We start from the raw sequence: 20,316 nt of genomic DNA on the forward strand, positions 1-20,316 counted from the left end.
TGTTTATTTGCACGTATCAACACATAAATATTTCAAGGTATTTGCAAAAAAAAGCTTTCTATTAACGTCTTTTTTAAAACATAAAATTAAGTAAAAACACGTATTGCTTTGTTGTTTGTAAATCAGTTTCTTGCGAGTTTAACAAAATTACAATTATTAAAGAATAAGTTTTACGAAATAAGATTATGTGCTTGTTTAGAAAACAGACAGGTGGAAAGTTTTGTAAAAAACAGTTTTATGCCTTACCCTAAAAGACGACATGACAGACATTAAGTATAAACAGAAATGAAAGAAATCACAATTACAATATGAAACTTGTTACGAGAAATAATCTTGAAAATTGGGCAGACACTACCTTTTCAAAAGCCATTCTACCTTACCTAATTTCAAGATTGGTAAGAGCGACAACACCTGCAAGTACAAAAGCAAACCTTCCTTCGGGCAGTGCATCCTATATTGGAGGTTGGGACGGTGTTGTGAATTGTGAAATTAAAACAGCTTATGTTCCTCAAGGAATCTCTTTGTGGGAATTTGGCACTTCTTCTGATTGTAAAGGAAAAGCCGATGATGATTATGATAAAAGAAAAGCAAATCCAATAGGATTTACACCACGTGATTCTGTTTTCATATTTGTTACGCCAAGACTTTGGACAAAAAAAGACGCATGGGTTGCAGCGAAAAAAGCTGAAAATCATTGGAAAGATGTTATAGTATATGATTCAATAGACTTAGAGCAATGGCTTGACGATACGTTCTCTGTTTCTCGTTGGCTTGCTTCGCAAGATGGAGTTGGAACATATCCATTTGATGGGATAATGACGGCTGACGAATTCTGGGAAGAATGGTCAATTGGTCCAAAAGGATTGGTTCTTTCACCAGAATGTATAGTAGCAGGAAGAGAATATGAGAAAGATTTGTTATTATCAGCGTTACAAGGAGCCCCAACAATCAAAGGAATAAAAGCATCAACAAAGATTGAAGCAATTGCATTTATAATTGCTTCAGCAAAATTATTTCCAACTGAAGAGTTTGACCGTTTTTTTTCAAAAGCATTAGTTGTTGATACTGAAGGGAATTTTCGCGGAATAGTAAGAAACAATATAACCTCTACGTTAAATCTCATTCCAAGATTTGATGAAGCGCAACCTCTTTACTTAGCTGTATCAAAAGGAAACCACGTATTAGTTCCTCTCGGTGCAGATGATGACTTTAATCAAGAAACAATTACTCTACCAACAATTGATAGAGATGATCAAATCAATGCCCTAATAAAGAGTGGTATATCAAAAGAAGATGCTGAGAAATTTTCTAGGGAATCAGGCAGAAACATTACGATACTCAAAAAACTACTTGGATTCCCACACTACAAAGCAAAATGGATAGAGAAAGAAAACATCCGTGAGATAATTCCTGCTCTTATAATTGGAAGATGGAATGAAAAATTTGTTGGAGATATTGAACTAATTGAAAAGCTTTCCGAACAAAAGTATTCAGACTATTTAGTTATCCTAAATAAATGGAAAAACTTTGAAGAATCGCCCATTATCCAAATAGGTCAGACTTGGAGATTAATCTCTCCTCTGGATTTGTGGACAGCTCTTTCATTTCAACTTTCATCTAAAGACTTTCAGAACATTCAAGAGTGTTATACATTAGCTTTCAAAAATGGAAATCCGATAGTGGAACCTGAGGGCAAAAACAGTTTCGCAGCTTATTTTAACAAAAAAAACAAATATTCGAATTGGTCAAGAGAAGGCTTAACACAATCGTTAATATTAGTTGGACGATTGAATGGAGTAAAAATTACCAACCTCGACAATCCCCAAAATTGGGTTGATAAAATCATTTTTGATTTACTCAACAATGCAAGTGGTGAAATGTGGATTTCCGTTGATCACGAATTACCTCTTATTTCGGAGGCATCACCTGAAAGTTTTCTTAAAGCAGTAAAAAATTCATTGGCAAAAGAACAGCCCGAAATAATGGATATGTTCAAAGAGGAAGATGGTTTTTTGCACAAAACAAGTAATCACACTGGTTTGTTGTGGGCACTTGAAAATTTGGCTTGGTTGCCCGAATATTTAAAGGATGTGAGTTTCGCACTACTTAAACTTTCAAGCCTTGACCCAGGCGGTAGTTTATCAAATAGGCCACTGAATAGTATTTCAGAAATTTTCAAACCATGGCATTTTCAAACTCTCTCATCATATGATGAAAGAATGGAAATTTTAAAATACATTACCGAAAAAGAAAAAGAATCAGGTTGGTCTCTTTTAATTAGGATGCTTCCAGATCATCACGGTATAGCACAGCCAACACATAAAATGCGTTGGCGAATGTTTGATAAGAATACCAATCTCACTTACTCTTATCAAGAAATATGGAATACACATTCAGAAGTAATAGAAATGCTTATAAATCTTTTTGATAATGATGAAGAAAAGTTTTCTCAACTCATAAAGGAAATAACCAATCTTTCTCCTAAAGATAGAAAAAGAGTTTTGGATTGGGCTGATGAAGTTTACCCAAATGTCAAACAGGAAAAATTTTCAACTTGGGAAACAATAAGGAGAATTTTAAATCATCATAGGTCGCATCCTGATACCGATTGGGCTTTACCCGAATCCGAGTTAGTACGGTTAGAAAATTTGTATAACAAACTTCAACCAACAGACATTGTCCACAAATACATTTGGCTTTTCGATGAACATTGGCCTGAGTTTCCAGAAGGTTTCAAATACGAACCCAATGAATCAGAAAAACGATACGATCAACAACAAAAGCGTATTGATGAAGCAAGAAAAACAGCAATAACAGTTTTTCTTCAAGAATTAGGTTTAAACGCAACCTTAGAATTACGAAAAAAAGTTAACGAGTTTTGGCTTTTGGGCGGTGCTTTAGCTGGCGTAATCACAAATAAAGAAGATGTTATTACAGTTTGTGAATGTTTGTATGACGATAAAAATCTTATTGGTTTTGTTCACAACTTTATTTATCGTAAATCAATTATTGAAAACTTTGATTGGATAAAATCACTATTCAAAGAATTACAAGAAAAGAAGTTTAGCAACAAAGCACTTTCTAATGTTCTAATTCCACTAAATCAAAATCAACAATTGTGGAATTTTGTAGCTTCATTAGATGAAGAAATACAAAATGAATATTGGCAAAACATCAATCCACATTTTTATCACATTACAGATGAAGAAAAAACAATTGGAATTAAAATGCTTTTGAAATACAAAAGATTTTTTTCTGTAATAGATATTGCTTCACATTTTGCAAACGTAATTTCGAGCAGCCTGCTGTCAGAGATGTTGAAAAAAGCAGCGATAGAGGAAGCAAGTGAAACGCCACGTTTCAGTGGGTATAAAATTGATCAAATTTTTGAAGAACTTGACAAGCGTACAGATATTGAGAAATCAACCCTCATTCATTTGGAATGGCTTTATCTTCCGATTTTGGATTCATACGGAACAAGAAGAAACCCCAAGACTTTAGAAGAAGAATTGGCAAACAACCCTGATTTTTTTATTGAGATTTTAAAGTGGATTTACATTCCAAAAGACAAAGCATTATTGGAGAAAGAACGAGAGGGTATTTCTGATGATGCTATTCAAAATAGAGCAAAACAAGCCTATCATTTGCTTCATTCTTGGAAAAAAATTCCAGGTATGAAAGAAGACAATTCTATAGATGAAATGGAATTGAAAAATTGGATTATAAAAACAAGATTTTTAGCAGAAAACGTAAGTAGACTAGAAGTTGCTGATGCCGAAATTGGTAAAGTATTAGCACAATATCCAGAAAATATTCCTTTGTGGCCACAGGAAAAAATATTTAAATTAATTGAAGAAATAAATACAGATAGTCTTAAGCAAAATTATTCTTCTGCTTTATTCAACAAAAGAAGTTTTTCATCAAGAGCTGCATTTGAAGGAGGAAGCATTGAAAGAGAAAAAGCAGCATACTTTGAAAAGTTAGAAAATGACTATAAAAATAAATTTCCAAATGTTGCTGAGATTTTCAAAAATATGAAACAAGGATATTTATTTGATGCACAACAAATGGATGAAGATGCAGAAAGAAACAAATTGGAATATTGATTCCTACTCACCAAGATAGACACAAAATGACTACAAAACGGACAAAAGAAAAAGAAGGGCGAAGAAATAACAATCGTGTGATAAAAAGAGGATTCAGTGCATAAATGAAGTTTTATGCTCCGAAACCAGCCAGAATGGAAATCCCGAAACTGTTAGCAACCTAAGAACATCATTCTCAAAATCCCAAAAAAATCAATATGTCAAATTTACACTTTAAAGAATTTGAAATTCAAGAGGTTGAAGATTTTATAGATGAATTTATTAGTAAATGGCCGAGTTATAATGAATATTTCGTTTATGATATATTGGTAGACACAATGAAAACTGATAAAGGTGTTTATTTATATAATCTTGCAAGATTTCTTTTAGTTCAAAGAGGAATAATTAAAACTGGTGGAGCTTTTGACGAATTAACTGATTATGGAAGACAAATAAAATCTAAAGGTGGTTATAAAAAATATTTAGAAGAGATAAATAGTCTTGAAAGAAAACAAAAATATAGAACAGAATTAGAATTAAAAAATTTAGAAATAACAACTGATTTAAACAAATGGCTTTACAAAACCAAATGGCTCCCCCATATTCTATCAATTTTGGCTTTTTTGATTTCTATTGCAGCAGTTATTATAGCATATCTTGATTATACTAAAAAGGAATAAGTCTGTAGTCACAAACAATCGTTTTACACTATGGTTTGTTTACTTTTCTATTGAAAATATGTAATTAGGTAAAAACATATATTGCTTTATTATCAATAAGTTATTTTTTTTCTAATCCAGTAGAATTCTTATTTGTTAGAGAATATAGAAGCGATATTTAATGAACTAACAGAATAACTTTACAAAATATGACTATAGCCTTTTCACTATATAAGCAGTTGAAAAATTTTGTAAAAAAGAATGTTGAGCGAAATTATACCCAAAAATGGAAAAAATCACCTTTGATGAAATAAAAAAAGCTTTGATCAGGTCGGGCTATTTACTCGAGAATAGAGTTTTAAACTTTTTTAATGATAACCAGTTTGATGCAGAATCTAGTCATCGATACGTTATCGATGAAGTAGAAGGAAAATTTAGAGAAATAGATGTGTTGGCTACGGCAAATCTAGCATCTAATTCCACCAATAAAACTAATATTACACTTTTCGTTAATTTTTACGTAGAATGTATAAATAATCCGGTTCCATTAGCTTTGTTTTGTAGTTATGGTGATCGAGAAGAACCAACTACAGATTGGGCATATAATTTTATAAATGGTAGTCCACAATTCTTAGAATTTTGCAGTGAGAGCTTTCCTCAAGTGATATATGATAGACAGAACGAAATTATTAAGTCCATGCCTGCACGTCAATATTGTGGTTTTATTATGAAAAAAGATAAAAATATAGATGAAAAATGGATGGCTAACCATCCTGATGATTTTCACCAAACTTTAAGTAAGCTTTCTCAATTCGTAAAGATTAAGAAATCTGACACAAAAGAAAGATGGGAAGAAATTCGTCCCGATTTTACAAGACTTGAAATATTCATACCTCTAATTGTTTTGCAAGGTGAAATGATTGAAATAATTAATCAGAAAGAATTAGAACTTAAAGATATTGAATATTACAGGCTAAAAGCACCATATGAAAAAGGCTATAATAAAAGTTTAAGTATAGATATTGTAACAGAGAAGTATTTGAAAACTTATTTAGATTTAAAAGTTACGGGATTAATAAATATGTTTGATGACTTGAACTCATTAATTAACAGCAACTTCGAATAATAGTAGTATTCCCAGCAATTGCTTAAACATTCCGTAAATAAAATAGCCTAATGAAAAATTTTGAGCAAGATCTTTACAATTTTATATTAATATTCATATCCTTATCGATTTTCTATCTATTCAAAAACTTTTTGCCAAAGTATTTCGAAACTAAAGCTTCAAACCAAGCTACAAAAGAAGATATTGGGGAAATTACCGAAATCATAGAAAATATTAAATCTGATTTATTTCAACAAACGGAATTTTTAAAAGCACAACTTTCTTTAACAAATCAACATAAGTTAAATATCAAATCTGCAGAGAGAGAAGCGATGTTCGATTTTAATAAACAAAAGTCTGTATGGATATATTCTTTGATTAGATTTTCGTTTTATAAATATAATTTCGAGACTTACAAAGAAGTTGGGTTGGAATATTTAGAAAATCAAAAGCGGCAATATGAATATGACTTAGCTGCCGCTCACCTTGTCTTGTTTATACACGATAGTGAGTTTATGGAACTAAAAGAAAAATTAGTTAACGAAGTTATCGAACTTCAAAAAATTGTATCAGACACAATATACTCACTTTATGAAGCTTTTTGGAAAGCGGAAACTAATTTAAATTTAGAAAAGGATGATCAAATCAGGCAGGATATCAGATATAATTTCAATGAAGAACTTTTAGTTATTGTTGATGAGCATAACAAGAAAGCATTGAAACAATTTGAAGAGGTAAATCGTCTTGATATTCAAATGAGAGAATTGCTTTTCAAACGTATTAAAATTTTAGATGATTGTAAAAGCACCTAACAGGCTGTGTAGTGTAATAGTTCGTTTTTTATATTTTATAAAAACTACAGAGTTTCAATATTGTTTAATAATATTTCTTAAATTGCTGCTAATGTCTCTTGAATTAGTAGAGGCGTAAATAATTCTAAAATATATGAGAGAATGGATTAATCGAAGATTTGGAACAAATTTAAATGACCAAGACTTAGCAAGTGTGAAAGATTTTGTCTTAATATGGAACATTTTCGAGAGTTCTGTTTGTCTATCTAATTTCAGAATACAAACTGTTGAAAATGAAATACAAATCCATCATTTTGACATATTAGAATTTCAACCTTTTTTAGAGTATTTTAGAAATCGCTATGTAACCAATGCGAACTTAAATGGACGTTTTCAACATTTAAATTTTCGACAAAACGATCGACAAGGATTAGTTGAACAAGTTTTGTTGGGAAATAATACAAATACTTGGGATATAATTCTAGCCTTAGTTATTATTGTTTACCGATTTAGAAACAATCTTTTTCATGGAGTAAAAGACATTCAAGTTATAGATGAGCAACAAACAAATTTCGAAAATGCTAATGCGCTTTTAACTTTGTTACTAGAGAGGATGAGCACACCACTGGCTAACAATGATTTCGTATAATAACCCTATTTATCTTTCGTGAAAAATGCGAGCTTCATTTTAATTTTACATTTTTCACGAAATTGTATCTACACACGTCAAGCCGCGACACATTATAAATAAGTAAGCCATAATAATACTAAACAATATCCATCACACAACCTTATTAAAATACAACAAAAGCAGCAGGAGGTGTTCGATTGTGATACCTCTCGACCCGAAATAATTTTCTTGTAAATCCTTAAGCTTGATTGTTTTAAGGTTTTTTTATTTATGTATTTGTGCCATTCTTCTTCTTCTGGTTAATAAAGTTATTCTCTTCTTTTTATTACGAATTCAATTACCTATCAATTAGGTAAAAACACGGATTGCTTTATTATGTATAAATTACTTTCTTGCGTGTGTAGACACAGCGATATGCTTTTTGACGAAATAAATAAGGGGAAAGTTTCGTAAAAAACACTGTTGACGTCAATCCATAAGAACATCATATAAACATTCAAAAATAGAAATGAAAGTTATTGACTCTGATCATTTTGAAAAAATAGAAAATGATATAAATGCCGAGCTTATTAAACGGCAAGAAATTGTTTTAAAAGAGTATTGTGAAATCAAAGGTGGAACTTTTTCTGTCCACTCACTTCACGGAACAATTGGCCTTAATAAGGCAGCTAATCTAGACCTAGTTCACGGAATGTGGCCAACTTATGAAGACTACATTGCAAGTTGGCTTTCTGGGTTAAAAGATTTGATTGCGAGTGGAAGAAACTCAATGATGCAGAAGATATTTAAGGTCAAAGAAATAAGAGAATATATTTTGCTTTTTTTAGAACGTGACTTTTATCGTCATTATAAAATTCGAGTCAAACAAAAGCCCCAAGAAAATTTATGGTCTATCTGGTTTGGGAATTCAACATTAACATGGGGATTATTGATTGCGCCGCGTTTTTGGGATGGAGTTTGGTACAATAAGCCAGCAAGAATTCGTAAAGTTGATTTTGAATACTGGACTGTTGGCCAAATATTGAAAACAGGTTTGGTTGACCCAGAAAACGATAAATTGTATAAATTTCGGGATCTTGCAGTTTTTATGAATTTTTATGAATCTATACTTAAGCGAGTTTCAAATTCAATCTATGAAAAAGCTATTTTCGATTTTTATAAAGATTACATTAACTCATCAGCCGATCCTTTATCTGAACCTTTCTTAATTCCAGAATTTAGATATGATGGATTAACTAAGAAGCATAAATATCGTTTAGATTTCACAATACTAAATTGTCACACAGGTGAGCGTATAGGTTTTGAATTAAGTCCTCAATCGACACATATGGCTGTTTCGGGAATAAAGTCAAAAACTCAAATAGAAATGAATGAAGATTTATCCAAAAGATGGGCTCATGAAATGACTAAGAGAAATGAATACTTCCAGCAATATGGAATAACAACAATAACATTTACAGATGAACAACTTAAAGATATGGAACATTGCTTTGGAATTATGAAATATTATTTGTCGAAAAGAAAACCAGAAAAAAAAAGTGTAGATGAATTAATCTCAGAAATTATTAAAATAGCATAAACTGCCACCAACACTGCATTTGTGCAAGAGCTGGTTTGAATAAATTGAAACGTTCCTCAAAACCAAGAAAGTTGTATCTTAACAGAGAAAACTCAGCTCCCATTTCCGCTCCAGCGCAAATACAGGGATGTTACCAGTCATTTTAAAAACTATCGCATAAATTATGAATGAAGAATTATTAGTCGAATTATTTGACGGATCATTAAATATATTTTTAACTCACGAAACAGAAAATATCCTAAGCAATGTTGCAGAAAGAAACTTGTGTGGAAGACTTGCAATTTACATTACTCCTAAACTAGACGAATTCGGAATTAAAGGTTACTTTGCTGATCCAGAATATAATCGTAAACAAGGCGGTCGAGTAAAAACTATTTTGGATGGTGAAGAAACTATCATCCCAATTCAATGCGATTTAATTGTGCATAGTAGAGGAAATGTAGTCAAGCACGATAACTTGATTGCTATAGAAATGAAAAAATCAACTCGCCCAGAAGCAGAAAAAGTTGCGGACAGAAAAAGATTGAGAACAATGACAAAAGATAGTTATGATGGTGTATGGTCATGGGAAGCTGAAGTGCATCCTGAGCACGTTTGTGGCTATTTACTAGGAGTTTATGTCATTGTAAATATTGCAGAAAGAAGCTGTCAAATTGAATACTATGCACACGGGAATTTAGCATATGAGAGAGTACAAAGGTTTTAAGAAAAACGGCTGGTAACAGCAGCTTTGCGTAATGGCTAGTTTATCTTTCTTGGAAAACAATCCGCTAATTCAAATTTTACTTATCTTTCTTATAAATTATTAATGTTCCGCCACTGCACCAAGCTGCGGAACGTTAATGGTCATACTGTGGAACCAGATGGACAGAACTATCAAATCAATAAAAACATGCACAAAGACGATTTTAAAAAGTTTGTAAATAAGGGAGTTGAAAATAAATTCCATATTGGTACTGGTAATCCCAACGCTCAAATTTTATTTATTGGTAAAGAATCTGCAATTACTGATGACAATCTTGAAGATCAAAAATGCTATGAGAGAAACGCAAGTAATTGGCAAAATCATGTAGAGAATAATACTTGCGAAATTTTAAGCTATCCAATTCTAGAAGACCATGTTTTTAGACGAGAAAAGAGCTGGGGGAAGAACACCTGGAGCAAATATCAAAGATTGACAAATCATATATTTGAAAAGGAAGAAAGATCATACCATATTGATTTTCTTGAAAATGTGTTTACGACAGAAATGAATGATGCACCTAACAAAAATACCATTACTGCCGACAAAAGTAAATTGAACGAGCGAAAGTCATTACTTAAAGAATCTGATTTTATACAAAACTTTCCGGTTGTTGTTTTAGCTTGCTCGAATTATATAAAAAACAATGGCGATCTACGAGAAATTGACGAAATTTTCGGTGTAAAGTATGAGGTCGAATATCCTAAGAAAGTTTATACCAAAACAAATTGGTTTTTCTCACATTACAGTGAGGATGGAATTAAATTAGTAATTCATACAAGACAATTAAGCGCAAATGTAAAAGCAGATTTATTAAAGGACATGGGGGAGGTTATACGAGAACACTTGAAAAAATTAAAAGGCTAAGTACAAATTACTAACAAGTGTTTAGTAAAAAATCAGGTGAAGTCGTTAATTGAATATTCTACCTCGTACCAACCTTTATAGTGTATTGATAGTTTTGTTCTTCGAAATTAGCTACTGAGCAAATTACCAGACCGTTAGTGGTAATTACTCGAAGAATCATCTTTCTATGAAATATATTTTAGCATTCACAATTCTGCTTTTACTTCAGCTTGTAATAATGCTGAAAGGGCACCTAGATATGCAAACAAAAACTGGAGAAAAAGTTATGCTACTTTTTTGTAATTCGCTCGCTTTTTATTCGGTTCAACTAAAGACTTTCTCTTTTTTATTAAGAATTAGATTTCAATACTTTAAAAATGTAGTTGTCTATAAATTAAGTAAAAACACGTATTGTTTGATCATGAATAAATTGCTTTCTTGTTGATCCAAGAAATATAACTATATAGCTTTTTTATAAGATAAATAAGGAGAAGTTTCGTGTAAAAGAATGTTAGCTGTAATTGCAAACCAACTACATAAAAAATGATAACACTTTCAAATTCAACCTGGGGAATTAAACGAAGCGGACATGATATAGCTGGAGATATAATTGGAATCATTCATAATGCAGATAATTTTATAATTGTTGGAGGTTATAATTTTACTTTTAAAACAGTCGGATATTCTTTTTTTAGAGAATTAAGACAAAAAGCATTGCAAGGCTTACCTATATTAATTATTTTACCATCACACTTATATGGAAATGGAAGTAATCAACCGGCAATCATTAATTTTTGCATTATAAATGGCATTGGAGTGATTTTAAATGGAAACAATCATTCTAAATGGATTCTAACGGATAAAGATTTATATTATGGCTCAAGTAATTTTTCAGTATCCAGTTGGAAGAATAAAGTAGAAGTAGTTACTATTCACAATCATTCACACATTAATAGACAATGGAAAGTTGATACCGTCAATGATTTCAAAGATTTTGTGAAAGATGAAATTAAATCTTTAAAGCGTAGACACACCATGACACGAGTTCCAGGTTTGATAGTTTATACCAGAATTGTTTGGAACGGCATTAAAAGTAGAATGTTTAGATTAAACCCTTCTATAGAAAAAGTCATCATCACTCTTGAAAACTATGAAAATGTAGTACACAATTTAGAAAAAGTTTGCAGTTTATGGTTTGAAACGGAAAATTTTGATGATTACAACAATATCAAAAAGTTGAGTAGACAAATTTTAAAAAAAGTAGATCAACTATGCTCATACGCATATTCTAATATTTATAATGAAAGCTTAGTTGATCTTGAATCAAAAAATATTAATCTTGATTTATCAAAAGAAGTAATTGAAAACTATAACAAAATTCATTTAGAATTAATAATAATAATTGAAGATTGTAAAAATCAATTGGAAAAAATCTCATTGAATAGAGACTTCAATTTAGAAAGTAAAAACCAGACAATTTTAACTAATATTGATACCGTTTTAACTAATGGCAACTACAGTTAACAGCGGTTTTGCGTTATAGCAGGCATATCTTTCTTGGAAAATACGCTGAACCTTACAATTTCTTCTTGCATTTTTCTTTAACTTGCCGCAACTACGTAAAGCCAGCGAAACGTTATAAATAAGTAAGCAGCAATAATACAATACTATCATATACATCATCCAACCTTATTAAAATACAACAAAATCGGCATTAGGTGTTCGATTGTAATACCTCTTAGCCCGCGACTATCTAAAACGCATATTTAGCCCTAAGATTTTTAATCTCAGGGCTTTTTTTGTAAACGTGGTAATGACAAATGGTGACAATTTAATGAAAAATTGTTCTTTTAAATCGTTACAAAATAGTTACCGATGATTTGAAAAGGTATTGTAACTAACATATTTGCAAATCGTTATAAAATAAGGTTTGGGAGTCTCACTCTCCGCTTAATAGTCAGACACTTGTCTGCCAAATCAAGAAAGCGCCTTAATGCAGTAATGTGTTAAGGCGCTTTTTCATTTCTTAAAGCCTATTCCACGTCGCGACAACTAAAAGCCAATTTTTACATAGAAAACGTTACCAATTCGTTACCATTAAAATCTCTTCAAAAAATGGTAACGATTTACTCATTAGTCGGTCATTAGTCAATATTTGGCAGGTGTAAATAACTCATTATTAACAAATAATCAATTATGTTTAACTCTAATGATGAGTGTTATGATGAAGAAAGGACTAAGTGTCTTGTTCTATTTGAGAAAAAATAGACCAAACAAAAATGGAAAAGTATCGATTATGATACGTTTGACAATTAATTCTAAGCAATGCCCGTTTGCTTCTGATTTGGAAATTTTTGTCGATGACTGGGATGATATAGAAAAACGGATGATTGGGAAGTCTCGAAGCTAAAGTTCTCAATATAATTGCAAAGTATACACCTCTGGAATTACGTTTACGTATCGTACCATTGGTACAACAGTCCGCCACACAATATAAAGTAAGCTATGTTCAATATATGGGGACTGGTACACTGGAAAATGAATCAGGTGTTTTTTTAGGTCAGAACATTGAGTAAGATTTGAATGACAGGACTTTCATATTGAAATATACGTCATATACCGATACCGAACATTTCTTTGAGATTACCGTCAAAGACAATTTTGGGAACATACGAAAGCAGAAAGTCAAATTTATGCCTGAAAACGAAGTAGCACAGGGGAAGTAGCAAGTTTAATCTGAAATAAAAAACCGCTTCATAACGATTATGAAGCAGTTTCTTGGTTTAAGAGTATTTTGTTTATCACATTCAAATAAAATCTATTATAAATTTTTGTTTTATAATGTATGGGTTTAGATAAAGTTACGGATGGTAGAGAGATTAAAATTAGTTATATGTTAGCTGTAAGTTTAAAAATTAAAAGTTCCTGATAAGAAAATATTGACGTTTGATGGTTTGGAGTCACTTTGATACATGCGGTCAATTCCTATGGATATATAACTTGGAGTATTAAAAATTCTGGCACCTTCTTTACGCTCTATCTCCGTTTGAATGTGATCTACATTGACTGTAGTTTTTTTTTCAGATGCTTTTGGTTTTTGAAAAATTTCTGTTGATAAAAAGCCAATGCATATTCCAGAGTTATATGTTGGTTTATTTGTGTGTATTATTTGAGATGAAATAAATGGTACGATATTCACCAATGGGTAAAATTTGGTGGGAGTATAGTCAAAGAAAAAAGGTAATGAAATTCCCCAATTGCCTCCTGCAATTCTATTATTAATTGAACCATATTTTCCATCAGGACTTTTGAATGGAACTACATTATCAATTATTGTACTTGGATCGATTTCTTTATAATCTATCAAACTTGAATTATTGTAGGTTCTAGGGTTATATGTGCCATTTAGAGATAATGCCCAAACAAATTTATTATAAAAAGAATAATGTGTGAAGCCACCGGTTATTGAAAAGGTCTCGGGGTATCTTAACTTTATATCTTTCGTGTCGGGATCATAATTGTTAAATTTATCTTGTCTGAATTCAAAACTTAATCTAAAAGTAGATAAACCTTTTTTAGGATCAATAACTTCTTTGGCTCCATATACATAACTTACTCCTAAAAGAAATCCATGTTTTGAAAAATTAAAATCATCGATGTCAATAATTTTTTTGTATTAGTTAAGCCACCCTTCGCAAATACGCCACTCTTTTTAATAGCAGTGATTTTAAGTGTATCATTTGTGTCAACCCAAGAGCTTTCCCAATCAAATAAAAGGAATTCTACTATAGCTTCGTTAGTAGAAATTTTAAAATTACTAAAATTTGGATTATCAATATTATAGACAACGGTTTCATTGCTGTCCTTAAATTGGGCAAAATTGTTACCTGTAACAAAGAGAAGTAGTCCTAAAATATGTAATGTTTTCATAATCAGTTATTTTTTTGTTACAGGGAAGTTAGATCATAAAAAGAGAATGAGTATACGTGTAACTACTGGTTTATTATAGGAAGCTTCTGTTTGGGATTAAATGCTAAAAGATTGTTTATATTATAATTGCGAGTCACAGTTTTTTGATGGAGTGGTTTCGTATTTATTAGAAGGTATAGTGATCATTCATTGATGTTTTTTAGAATCCTCCTAAAATAAATTGTCCCTACTGGTTATTTCAATAACTTGTAGGGATCTTTTTTAATTACTTTGCTGTATAGCTAAACTCGGAAGTAAGACTTCTTGTTATTACATGTTTGGCTCCACCTTCTGACTTAATAGTCATACTGTTGAAGAAAACCCATTTGGGAGGATCATCTACTGTAGGAGCTAGGTAGATTTCAATATATTGTAAGAGAGGTGCTATCTCAAAAAAATGAGGTTGTTGTTATAAGCTGCCTCTATTTTTCTTCTATATCATGAGATAGGTTAACTTTTTATATATTGAAAGGAGGATTTGCTAAAGTATGATGGATTAAGTTGTCTATTTGGTCAGCATACCATTTTTTTGCAATAGGACTTTTTTTTCCTTTTCTGACTTTGCCAAATGGAATTTCTAATATGAAATTGAAAAAGGGATTAATGTTCATGGTGTTAAAGAACAAGTGACGTTTTGAAGGAGATTCTTCAGTATCCTTGTCTCTTACAGCGGAAATTAAAATGTCATAACCAGCTAATCCAAAATTTTTATCAAAGAAATTTTTAAAAGACATTATAGAATTTTTATCGTCAGCTGCTGTATTTATAATGATACGGATATTCTTATTCTCTTTGTTTTGTCCTTCAAGTATCCACATATAATCGTTAATGGGGACACCTTGTAAAGTCTTGTGTTGTTGTTGTGGTTGCGGTGCAGCGTTTATAAAATTGGCAAGATATTTATGTAGTCGTATAATGGTTTCTGTTTTTCCTACATTCTCATTTCCTCCTAATAATAGACAGTTCATGTTTTAATTATTTTATTATTTATTTTAATTAATTCGGAAATTAAATTCAATTGATCGTTATGAGGTTGTCGTCGTTTTTCCAAAATGAGTAGCATTCCTTAATTGCGTTTATTTCGAAATCCGGATTTGCTTTTAACGTTTTCCAATCTTCTCCGTAAATTTCTTCACACATTTTATAGAAGCATCACCTTATTTTTGATCATTACCTTTATGTATTAGTGAGCTTAGTAAAGGTATTTCCCATTCATGCAATAATACTGCACCTAACCATGTGCTAATTACCTCCATGTCACTTGGGCTAGACTATTGGATGACTTTGTTCATTTGGAATGCTTAGCTATTGATTGTATTGAATAGATTATTTCAATTTTTTCTTGAGTTAATGATGAAGTATTGTTAAGCTATAAATATAAGGTTTTATGTATAAAATCGCAATGTTTTATTTTTTTTGCTAAATTTATTCTCGTTTTGAGAAAATATAATAGAGTTTTTAGTCGTTATTTTTTATTTTTGGTACATTTTGTTTTTTAAAGATGTAGCTCACAATCCTTGATTCACTAGCTCTCGAGTACACTGTTCTCATTTATAATAAATAAATTTCTTATAATATATTAACATCTAAAAGCGAGTAATATGAATGTATTTAAAAAGAAACTCGAAAATAAAAATAAGCCCTCATTTCCTATAGATCCTATTGATTTATACCAAAATTTATATCATAAAGAAGGTTATGCGTATTTACGAGGGATTCAAGAAGAAGTACTAAAATCGTGGCATCAAAGAAGAGATGAAAAGGAAGTCTTATGTAAAATGAATACAGGCTCTGGTAAAACATTAGTGAGTTTAATGATGCTTTACTCTAAATTAATCGAGGGAGTGGGAACAGTTGTTTACGTATGCCCTGATAACTATTTATTAGAGCAAGCAAAAAGACAGGCCCAATTTTATGGCATTCCTGTTTGCGAGATCACAGATCAAAATGAGTTTCCTTCAGATTTTCTAAATTGTAAGAGTATATTACTTTGTAACTTTTATAAACTATTTAATTCAAAATCAATATTTAATAGGGATAATATTGAGCTTGGAGGTATAGTTATTGATGATGCTCATGCTTGTTTAGATATTGCGAGGCAAAATACCACGTTAGAGATACCTAAGACCCATGAAATCTTTGAAAGACTTATCAAATTATTTGAAATTGAATTAAAAAGACAAGCACCTGGAAGTTACAGAAGACTTATAGACGGTGATCCGTATGCTAAAATACTGAAAGTCCCTTATTGGATTTGGTTTGATCGAAAAGAAGAAATTTTAGACATATTAAATGAGTTTTCTCATGATAATGAGTTAAAATTCAAATGGCAAATGATATGCGATTCTCTAGACACATTTGATTGCTTTATCGGTCCGAACGGACTTCAAATATCACCTATGATTGTACCTTATGAATCTGTTCGATCGTTTTCTGAGGCCAAATTTAAATACATTTTATCAGCGACTTTTGAAGATCAAGTTGATTTAATTAAAGATTTTGGAATATCAGAAGAAAGTATTCTTAATGCGATTGTCCCTAGAAATAGAAAAGACGTTGGACAAAGATTAATATTAGCTCCTAAGAGATTTGATCCAAGTTTGGAAGACTCGAAAATAAGAGAATTAGTAGTTGATATTACTAGTGAAGGATATAATGCTGTTGTACTAGTTCCTTCCATTGAAAGAGCCAGGGTCTGGTATTCGTATGGTGCTGAAAATCTTAATGATGGTGCAAATATTGCATATAATATAGAGAAATTAAAAAGTTCGAATGGTGGAATTTACGTTTTGATTAATCGTTATGATGGGATTGATTTGCACGGTGATATGTGTCGTTTGTTAATAATAGATGGATATCCAAGATTCGTATCGTATAGTGATCTATATAAAGAAATGAGAGTAGACTCTATCCAAGCCTCCTTAAAATCGCAGATTATAGAACAAGGTTTAGGTAGAGCTGTTAGATCTGGGAGTGATTACTGTTCCGTAATTCTAATGGGGAATGATTTGGTTCAGTTTTTAGGGAATAAATTTAATTATGGTTATTTCTCTCCAGTGACACGAAAACAAATTGAGACTGGGCTTACAATACTTGATGAAGAGGAAGATAGAACCAATTCGATACGAACTATTAGGGAAACCATTTTTTTGTGCCTTGATCAAGATGAAAGTTGGAGAGAATTTCATAGTACGATTTTAGATGAAGTAAAAGATGATGAACTTAGTGATATCAAGAGAAAGGATTTAAATGTTGCACAGCGAGAAAAACAAGCGTTGAATGAGTTTAATTTAAGAAGATATAATAATGCAACCGATATTATAACTTCTAAAATTATAAATAACAATGAATTGAGTTTAAGTTTGAAACATCAAGGATGGTATTATGAGTATGCGGCGAAATTTACCTATCAACTAGATACAGTGTTATCGAATGATTTACAAATTAAAGCGACAATGGTACCTCATATGTTAAGACCAATAAATGGAGAAAATTACAGTAAACTGAATAAAAATGAAGGTCAGTCCTCTACAATTCTTTCTTACATTAGTCAATTTAATAAGTCACAGGATTTGAAAATTCATATCCAGTCCCTTCTTATTGATCTTACATTTAGTCAGGACATTAAAGCACCTAAATTTGAGAAGGCGCTTAGCGAGGTTGGAAAGTTACTTGGATTTGATGCCCAACAGCCAGAGAACGAATTTGGTAATGGACCAGATGTACTATGGATCATGAGTGATAATCATTATTTAATTTTGGAGGCAAAATCAATGGCGATTCACGAAGAAATTACAAGAGATAATATTGGACAATTATTGCAATCAGGTGAATGGTTTAAAAAAAATTACGGAAATAATGTGTCACATACATTAGTTACTCTACAATCGCCTAATGTTAAAGGTTGGAATGTGAATCCCAGTGAAAATACTAGGGTTATAGATGAAATGTCTCTATCTAATCTAAAAACAAAACTAGAGCAATTTTATGATGCGATTGTAAATAAGGGGATTAATGTAGTTAACAAAGAAGATATTGGAAAGTTAATTAATGCCCATGGTTTTTCACCTGATAACTTCAGAAATAATTTTTTGAAGCAAATAAGACGTAACGGAAAAAAGTAATATAATCAAGAAAATTTAGGTGTTACCAATAGGACTTTTGTACTAAAAATCCCCGCCTACAGCAATCCCCAAACCATTATAAATAAGTAAGCCATAATAATACTAAACAATACAGTCATATATAACATCATCCAACCTTATTAAAATACAACAAAAGTGGTATGAGGTGTTCGATTGTGATACCTCTCAGCCCGCCACTTTTGAAAGCTCTGATTTTAAATCAGAGCTTTTTTTATGCCCTTTTCAGTAGTATGCAATTCGGACTTTAAGAGTTGTTTTATAGCAATGTAACCTATAAAATAACATCTGGAAAAGCTTCGAAAAAAAAGTAATAGGTAATCCTCACAAGCAGACTAAATTCACGATTTTAATGCCACAAATTAAAACTTCTTTTTTAGATAAATTAAAGTATGCAATGACCTTGATGTTTTCTCTTGGACCTCCTATAGTGTTATTTTTTCTAGGGTATGAAAACAGACATAAAAGTTTAATCATAGCTTCTGTTTTTTTATTTATATTGAATGTCTATGCCATTTATAAAGTATATCAAAATTCCAAATCAGTATTTGTGTTTTGTAATCTTGACACTGCTTCTAAAAAAAATAGTATTGTTAAACTGGCTAAAGAAAAAAGATTTAGATTGATTTAAAATATTGATAATGAGGTTATTAAGTTGGGATATCAAAAATATGCTTTGAGTGTATATTATGAAGTACATTTCCAGATCCACGAAAGCCAAATTGAATTTAACGCTTTTTCCAGTCGTCCGATAGGAATTATAGATTTAGGAGCCCGAAAAAGAATACTAAAATTAGTAAAGAAAAAAATAGAATATAACTGTGCTTGTGTGTAATAACGACTCTGTTATTTACATCACAAATAGTTTGGAGCTTAAAAACTATGTATTCCCAATACTAATACAATTTTGTTCATCAATATAAAAGCCCATAATTCCTGCGGCTCGTATAAATTCGTCTTGTGGGTGGGCGGTAAGCTCCACTTTTTTATTGCTTACAGGATGTGTGAAAACCAATTTCTGAGCATGGAGTAACATGGTATTCATTTCAAATTTTTCCAGCCATATTTTATTTTGCTTGTTGCATCCGTGAGGACGGTCACCAATAATTGGATGTAAAATATGAGCCATATGCTTGCGAATCTGGTGCATTCTACCTGTTAGCGGGAAAGCTTCCACAAACGAATATCGGGATGTACTGTGTTTACCCGAAGGGATATCGATTTCTACTTTTGCTAAAGTCTTAATCATTGTTTGTGCCTCCTGTAAAGTGCCATTATCCTTGTATAAAGCATAATCTATAAGTTGCTCATCGGGAGTATAACCTCTTACAATGGCCCAATACTTTTTTTCAACGGTTTTTAGCGTTAACTGTTCCGTAAGATTTTTATTCACTTCTTTGTCCAATGCAAAAAGCAATATTCCCGAAGTCTTGCGATCAATTCGGTGAACCGGATATACTTTTTTACCAATTTGATCCCGCAACAACTGAATGGCAAATTCGGATGCATCTCTTGCGATAGGTGATTGATGCACTAAAAGACCGTGTGGTTTATTGATGGCGACTAAATAATCGTCCTGATAAATAATCTCTAACATATACAGCTATAAAAAACGTCTAAAAGTAAGTGATTTTTTGATATTGGCTTAGTAGGAACGTTCTAAATTAGGTAAAAACACGTATTGTTTTGTTGTTTATAAATTACTTTCTTGTGGATCTACGAAATACAGCTATATAGCTTTTTTATGAAATAAAAAAGGAGAAAGTT

General features: G+C 31.4%; 16 protein-coding genes. 12 read left to right on the forward strand and 4 right to left on the reverse strand.

Going from position 1 to position 20,316, the window contains the following annotated elements; genetic code table 11:
• The first annotated feature begins 308 nt into the window (after positions 1 to 308).
• The 10 genes from AAFN64_RS09830 to AAFN64_RS09875 all read left to right on the forward strand — a co-directional run bounded on the left by AAFN64_RS09830 (position 309) and on the right by AAFN64_RS09875 (position 13,014).
• Positions 309 to 4,106: a hypothetical protein gene (locus tag AAFN64_RS09830; protein ID WP_347760303.1), complete on the forward strand. Its 3,798-nt coding sequence runs from the start codon at positions 309 to 311 to the stop codon at positions 4,104 to 4,106.
• A 197-nt stretch (positions 4,107 to 4,303) separates the two neighbouring features.
• Positions 4,304 to 4,765: a hypothetical protein gene (locus AAFN64_RS09835; protein ID WP_347760304.1), complete on the forward strand. Its 462-nt coding sequence runs from the start codon at positions 4,304 to 4,306 to the stop codon at positions 4,763 to 4,765.
• A 265-nt stretch (positions 4,766 to 5,030) separates the two neighbouring features.
• Positions 5,031 to 5,870 (forward strand): hypothetical protein, encoded by an 840-nt coding sequence (locus tag AAFN64_RS09840; protein ID WP_347760305.1) that lies wholly within the window; start codon positions 5,031 to 5,033, stop codon positions 5,868 to 5,870.
• Between the two features lie 50 nt (positions 5,871 to 5,920).
• On the forward strand, positions 5,921 to 6,661 hold the full coding sequence (locus AAFN64_RS09845; protein WP_347760306.1) for a hypothetical protein: 741 nt from the start codon (positions 5,921 to 5,923) through the stop codon (positions 6,659 to 6,661).
• A gap of 133 nt (positions 6,662 to 6,794) precedes the next feature.
• A complete protein-coding gene (locus AAFN64_RS09850; protein WP_347760307.1) occupies positions 6,795 to 7,289 on the forward strand; it encodes a hypothetical protein in 495 nt (164 codons plus the stop codon).
• A 490-nt stretch (positions 7,290 to 7,779) separates the two neighbouring features.
• The gene (locus AAFN64_RS09855) at positions 7,780 to 8,850 is read left to right on the forward strand and encodes a hypothetical protein (protein WP_347760308.1); all 1,071 of its coding nucleotides are present in this window, start codon (positions 7,780 to 7,782) and stop codon (positions 8,848 to 8,850) included.
• Positions 8,851 to 9,013: 163 nt separating this feature from the next.
• Positions 9,014 to 9,556 carry a hypothetical protein gene (locus AAFN64_RS09860; RefSeq protein ID WP_347760309.1) on the forward strand — a complete coding sequence of 181 codons (543 nt, stop codon included), beginning with the start codon at positions 9,014 to 9,016 and terminating at the stop codon, positions 9,554 to 9,556.
• Between the two features lie 147 nt (positions 9,557 to 9,703).
• Positions 9,704 to 10,459: a hypothetical protein gene (locus tag AAFN64_RS09865; protein WP_347760310.1), complete on the forward strand. Its 756-nt coding sequence runs from the start codon at positions 9,704 to 9,706 to the stop codon at positions 10,457 to 10,459.
• Between the two features lie 522 nt (positions 10,460 to 10,981).
• The gene (locus AAFN64_RS09870; RefSeq protein WP_347760311.1) at positions 10,982 to 11,962 is read left to right on the forward strand and encodes a phospholipase D-like domain-containing protein; all 981 of its coding nucleotides are present in this window, start codon (positions 10,982 to 10,984) and stop codon (positions 11,960 to 11,962) included.
• 866 nt (positions 11,963 to 12,828) lie between these two features.
• Positions 12,829 to 13,014: a hypothetical protein gene (locus tag AAFN64_RS09875; protein WP_347760312.1), complete on the forward strand. Its 186-nt coding sequence runs from the start codon at positions 12,829 to 12,831 to the stop codon at positions 13,012 to 13,014.
• A gap of 332 nt (positions 13,015 to 13,346) precedes the next feature.
• Here the strand turns inward: AAFN64_RS09875 and AAFN64_RS09880 are convergent, their stop codons facing one another.
• The 3 genes from AAFN64_RS09880 to AAFN64_RS09890 form a co-directional block, all read right to left on the reverse strand.
• Positions 13,347 to 13,805, reverse strand: coding sequence for a hypothetical protein (locus tag AAFN64_RS09880; RefSeq protein ID WP_347760313.1), 459 nt, complete (start codon positions 13,803 to 13,805; stop codon positions 13,347 to 13,349).
• A gap of 251 nt (positions 13,806 to 14,056) precedes the next feature.
• Positions 14,057 to 14,368 carry a hypothetical protein gene (locus AAFN64_RS09885; RefSeq protein ID WP_347760314.1) on the reverse strand — a complete coding sequence of 104 codons (312 nt, stop codon included), beginning with the start codon at positions 14,366 to 14,368 and terminating at the stop codon, positions 14,057 to 14,059.
• Between the two features lie 497 nt (positions 14,369 to 14,865).
• The gene (locus AAFN64_RS09890; RefSeq protein ID WP_347760315.1) at positions 14,866 to 15,375 is read right to left on the reverse strand and encodes a hypothetical protein; all 510 of its coding nucleotides are present in this window, start codon (positions 15,373 to 15,375) and stop codon (positions 14,866 to 14,868) included.
• A 633-nt stretch (positions 15,376 to 16,008) separates the two neighbouring features.
• Between AAFN64_RS09890 and AAFN64_RS09895 the strand changes: the two genes are divergently transcribed.
• On the forward strand, positions 16,009 to 18,531 hold the full coding sequence (locus AAFN64_RS09895) for a DEAD/DEAH box helicase (RefSeq protein ID WP_347760316.1): 2,523 nt from the start codon (positions 16,009 to 16,011) through the stop codon (positions 18,529 to 18,531).
• Between the two features lie 370 nt (positions 18,532 to 18,901).
• Positions 18,902 to 19,180 carry a hypothetical protein gene (locus tag AAFN64_RS09900; protein WP_347760317.1) on the forward strand — a complete coding sequence of 93 codons (279 nt, stop codon included), beginning with the start codon at positions 18,902 to 18,904 and terminating at the stop codon, positions 19,178 to 19,180.
• Positions 19,181 to 19,429: 249 nt separating this feature from the next.
• Here the strand turns inward: AAFN64_RS09900 and AAFN64_RS09905 are convergent, their stop codons facing one another.
• A complete protein-coding gene (locus tag AAFN64_RS09905; RefSeq protein WP_347760318.1) occupies positions 19,430 to 20,146 on the reverse strand; it encodes a pseudouridine synthase in 717 nt (238 codons plus the stop codon).
• Between the last annotated feature and the right edge of the window lie 170 nt (positions 20,147 to 20,316).

Origin of the sequence: Flavobacterium sp. CAU 1735, from assembly GCF_039888695.1 — a bacterium.
In the GTDB taxonomy this organism is placed as follows: Bacteria; Bacteroidota; Bacteroidia; order Flavobacteriales; family Flavobacteriaceae; genus Flavobacterium.